The sequence below is a fragment of the Salinibacter sp. genome, assembly GCF_036626415.1.
Taxonomy (GTDB): domain Bacteria; phylum Bacteroidota; class Rhodothermia; order Rhodothermales; family Salinibacteraceae; genus Salinibacter.
Map to the genome: position 1 here is coordinate 1 of NZ_JAZKRW010000166.1, position 5,066 is coordinate 5,066.

The window sequence follows — 5,066 nt, forward strand, 5'->3', positions numbered from 1 at the left end:
TCAAGGTGCCCAAAAGTTGGCCAAAGGTCCAATCCGCCGGGGGCCGTGGACGGCGGACGGTGCCTCCCCGTGGCCTGGTCTTCTGTCCGGGGCGCTCCAAACATGACGGGAACGGGCAGGCCCCACCGCTCCCGCGTCCCACACGTCGGGTCACATTACCGAGTTGCGGGCGTCGCGGGCTCGTCTAGTAGTCATAAGGCGCGCCGAGGTCGTTGTCGCTCGAGCTCACGTTCTCGTTGGACTCGAGCTCGGTCTGGCTGATGGGCCAGCAGTAGTCCCGACCGGGCAGGTCCTGCTGGGGGTGGGCATTCGGCACCGCGTCGTCGGTGATCCAGCGCCGCCGGTCGCCCATGCGGCGCCCCTCCAGCCAGAGCGCAATCATGCGCTCGCGCTTGAGCCACTTCCAGGCCTCCGTCTCGCTGCTGGCCGAGCGCGGCTCGACCCCCGTGCCGCTCTCGACCTGATTCGTCTCGTCCCGCTCCACCCCGGCGCGCATGTCGTTGATGCGGGTCATCGCGGCCTGCCAGTTTCCGTTGCGGATCTCGGCCTCGGCGAGAATGAGCTCCATCTCGGCCCCGCTCGACAGGCTGATGGGCGAAGTCCGCGCCGTGTACTTCCGCTGCGGGAACCACCGGATCTCACCGGTATCCCCGAAGTCCCGGAACGGCTCGAGCTCGTAGGGGACCCGCGAGTCGCCGGTTCGGTCGTAGTAGTTGCCGCCGTCGACCGCGGAGAACGAGAGGTCCTCCTCGCCGGTGACGTCGGGGCCGAAGTAGGTGTCCGCGACGGTGTGGGCCCCGTACGGCGTGAACGCGTTTGCCCAGTAGATGCGGTTGTACTGCTCCTCGGCGTCCGAGAAGTAGGGCATCTGGTACTCGAAGTCGCGGGGCACCTGCTCGGCGTCGGAGACCGCCCCGTCGTCGCCCTCGAAGTTGCCCAGGTTTGCCCGCACGGACGCCCGTCCGGCAAGCGCCGCCCGCTCGAACTCCGAGTTGCCGATATTCCGGGCGATCTCGAGGGCCTCGGTGAACGCCTCCTCCGCGCGGGTGAAGTGGACGTCGTTGGGCTGCGCCTCTCCGCCGTCGATCACGGCCACGCAGAAGTTCTCCCCGAGCAGCCGGTTGGCGTAGCCGACCCAGAGCAGCCCCTCGGCCGCCAGTTCGCTCGACGAGAACTCGTCCCCGAGCACGTCCCGCATGCGCTCTACGCCGTCCTCCGCGGTGAACCGGGCCCGGTGGCCGAGCTCCCACGTCAGGTCGCCGCCGCTCGGGTTCACGTCCCCCCGGCGCTCGGAGGTGGAGATGCCGAAGTTCCCGATGGATCCGGCCGCGTTGATCTCGTGGCTGACGGCTCCCCCTTCGTAGGCGATGAAGTTCAGGGCCTCACCCGTCGCCCGCTCCATCCCGGCCACGACGGACGGGAGGGAAATCTCCTGGGACAGCTCATCGTCGGGCGTGGGCCCGGGGTTGTCGGCCGTGAAGTCGCAGCCCGTGAGGGCGACCGCCCCCAGGAGCAGTGCGACGGCGGCTCCGCCAATCGGTCGTGCAGAGAGCGTCTGTAGGGGAATGTTCATGAGAACGAGTCTCTTGTGGGTTCGTGGTGCAAGCTTGAGTCCTAGACGGGCCCCACTGGGCAGGGCGCGATCTGGTGCCGTCCCTGCAGAGATGACGCCCAGGCCCTTCGGGAACGGCGGGGGACGTCGTCCCGGCTAGAGGGAGACGTCGAGGGTCGCCGTCACCGAGAACGGCGCCGGGATGTGCTCGGTGATGCCCCGGGTGACCTGGTTGAGCCCCTCCTGCCCGGTCATCTCGGGGTCGAAGGCCTCAAAGTCGTCGTTCAGCCAGAGGCGGACGTTGTTGGCCGAGAGGCTGAAGGTGGCCCCGCGGGTCAGCGAGGCCGCAAACGGCACCGGGACCCGCAGCGTCGCGCTCCGGAGCTTCATGAAGTCGGCCGGGTAGATCCAGGACGCGTACTGGCCGGCGCTGATGTCGACGTCGCACCGGGCCCGGGTAAGGGCCGTGGTCTGGCTCCGGTCCTCGTAGAACGCAGCGCACTGCGGCGCATTCCCGCGGGAGGCGACGTTTTCGGTGGCGCCGTCCGCCATGTAGTGCCCGCCCTGAAACTCCGCGCGGGCAGACAGGACGATGTCGTAGGGCAACTGGAGCCGCGGCCGGATGCTCACCGTGTGGGTGGGGTTGTTCGGGCCGTAAACGTCGAAGGTGATGTCCCCCTCTTCGTCCCGCAGAAACTCAGGCTCGGCCTGCTCGTCGGGGTTCAGAATCCGCCGGCCCCGAACGGCGGGGAAGGGCTCGCCCTCGGTAATCCATCCGCCGCCGGACACCGCGAAGGGCGGGGCGTCGCCGAGATCGAGCACCTCGCTCTGATTGGTCGTGAGGGAGGCTCCCAAGTCGAAGCCCCACTCCCCGGCGTCGAAGATATCGCCTTCGACGTTGAGCTCGATGCCGGTATTTTTGAGTTCGCCCACGTTCTCAAGCTGGCTGCCTGCGAAGCCCTCGCTCGGCACCTGCGTGACCGGCAGGAGCGCGTCCTTCGTGGTCTGCTGGTAGTAGGTGAACTCGACGTCGAGCCGCTGATTGAGGGTCGTCAGGTTGAAACCGCCCTCCGTCTCGACGGTGCGCTCGGGGCCGAGCTGCGGGTTCCCCACGTTCTCTGGGAGGAAGGCCGAGCGGTCGCCCCAGGGCTCGCTCGCCCAGGTCCGCACCGCGTCGAAGGTGCCGGGGGCCTGTCCGGCGTGTCCGTACGCCGCCCGGAGCCGAAGCGTCCCCCAGTCGTCGTTCCAGAAGGACTCCCGGGAGAGCACGTACGAGAGGCTCGCCTTCGGGTAGGTCTGCAGCCCGAAGTCGTCCCCGAACGAGCTGTTGCCGTCGACCCGGAACCCCAGGGTCAGGAAGTACCGGTCCTGGTACCGGAGCACGTCCTGCACGAACGCCCCCGCGTTGATCTCCGTCACGCGCTCCTCGAAGGACAGGGTGCTGGCCCCGTCACTGAGGGTTGGCTCACCGGGCGAGGAAAAGTTCTCGGCGTAGCCCCAGACGGACCTTGTGGTGGTGTTTACGTACTGCCCCCCGACCGACAGGCGCGTACTGAGGTCGGACGTGAGGTCGAAGTCGGCGTTGTTGACCAGGTCGACGGTCGTGACGTTGGAGGTCCAGTTCCGGTTGGACATCTTCCCGTCGGGGGCGAACGCAAACCCGAGCGGCCGGAACGATCGGAGCTCCATGTCGGCCCGGTCGAGGCCCACCGAGAGGCGGGTCGTGAGCGGATCGATGGGGTTGTACCGCGCCGTTCCCCCGATCACGAAGTGGTCCCGCTCGGTCGTCAGCTCCGTCTCCAGCAGCTGCCGGATCGTCTCGGGACTGCCATCTCCGAAGTAGTTCTGTCCCCCTCGAAAGGCGTTAAGGGTGATGCCCTGCGCGTTGTTGCCGGCAGGCGGGTTCTGGACGTCGTCGTTCACGTAATAGGTGTTGAACTTGACGTTCAGGTCCTCGAGGGGATTGAATCCGAAGTTGGCCCGCGTCGAGAACTTCTGCTGGTTGTCGTCCGGAAGAACGCCCTCACTGTCCTCGAAGCCGCCGGAGAGGAAGTAGGTCACCCCCTCGGCACCGCCCCGCACCGAGGCCGAGTAGCTTTGCTGACGACCCTGGCGAAGCAGCGGATCGATCCGGTAGAACGGCGCCGAGGAGGGACCGAACTCCTGCATGTCGCTGACGCCCTGCTGGACCCGCGCATTCCACACCGGGTCGCTGCCGGGCGATCCCTCCTTCGTGAACACCTGAATCACGCCCGGGGCCGCCTCCGTCCCGTACAGCGTCGTGGCCGCGGCTCCCTTCACGATCTCCACCCGGTCGATGTTAACCGGATTGAGGTCGTTGATCGGGTTGGCCGTCACGTTTGCGCTTCGCCCACTGTACCCGACCGGGGGCACGTTCTTCGGGTAGCCCGTGCTCCGGATGCGGACGCCGTCCACGTACACCAGCGGCGCGTTGACCTGCGAGACGCTGGTATTTCCCCGAAGTCGAATCTGGGCCCCGGAGCCGGACATGCCCTCGCCGATATTCAGGGTGACGCCCGGAAGACTCCCCGACAAGATGTCTTCTACCGAGGTCGGCGATTCCTCTAGCTCCCCCACCGAAATCGAGGAGATGGTATTCCCGATCTCCTCCCGCTGCGCCTCCCCGGCGGCGCCGGTCACGACGACCTCGTCGAGCCCCACCGTTTCTCCCGTGAGCGCAAAATTCACCGTGGCGGTTTCCCCGGCGGCCACCTCCACCTCCTGCGTCCGGGACTGAAACCCGACAAACTGTGCCGTCACCTCGTGCGTGCCCGCCGGCACGTCCTGGATCGCGTAGCCTCCGCTCCCATCCGTCGAGGCCCCGATATTGAGATCCTCGATGACGACGTTCACGCCGGGGAGCGGCTGCCCGCTCTCCGCGTCCGTCACGGTGCCCTCAATGGTCCCCGATTGCGCGTAGGCGCCCCCAACCGACAGAAACCCGAACAAGAAGAGCATTGAGGTCACTCGTGACGCTCGTAGCAGCAAGGTCATATCGTGGTGTGGTCTGCAATTCGGAGATCGTAGGTGCCCACCCCGCCCATTCTGCCGCGACCAGCTCTTCTACGTTTCATCACGGCTTCTTAGACAGAACTTGAATATAGTGGCGTAACTGTGCTTTTCAAGCAAGTTTTTGCTTAAAGCGCGGCAAGTATGCAAGTTTAGTTGAAACGGGGAGAGAAGGGGTTCTTCCCCTCCGCGTCACTCACGATCAGAAATCGCTTCTTTAAGGGCGTCGGCGAGGTCGGGCAGATTTCGGTAGCCAGTTAGTCGACGGAAGCTCGATTCCGACTCCATCAGCGCCAGGGCCATCCACTGGTGGCGCTGCGGGGAGTGGTGCCACCGCCGGACGTTGTCGATGTGGCCCTGAACCTCCCCCATGAGGTTTTCGATGCAGTTTGTAGTCTTGAGGCTCCGTCCCAGCTCCTCAAAGAGGCCAAGGCGGTGGAGCGTGAGCGTCTCTTCGAGTCCCTCTTGAAGGGAGCGAGCTGCC

2 protein-coding genes and 1 pseudogene are annotated in these 5,066 nt (G+C 66.2%); all 3 read right to left on the bottom strand.

Going from position 1 to position 5,066, the window contains the following annotated elements; translation table 11 throughout:
- Positions 1-184: 184 nt before the first annotated feature.
- Entirely contained in the window at positions 185-1,573 is a 1,389-nt protein-coding gene (locus V5A20_RS12945) for a RagB/SusD family nutrient uptake outer membrane protein (protein WP_332327522.1), read from the bottom strand.
- A gap of 135 nt (positions 1,574-1,708) precedes the next feature.
- A complete protein-coding gene (locus tag V5A20_RS12950; protein WP_332327523.1) occupies positions 1,709-4,531 on the bottom strand; it encodes a TonB-dependent receptor domain-containing protein in 2,823 nt (940 codons plus the stop codon).
- A gap of 243 nt (positions 4,532-4,774) precedes the next feature.
- Positions 4,775-5,066, bottom strand: a pseudogene (locus V5A20_RS12955) (IS256 family transposase); the annotation flags it as partial.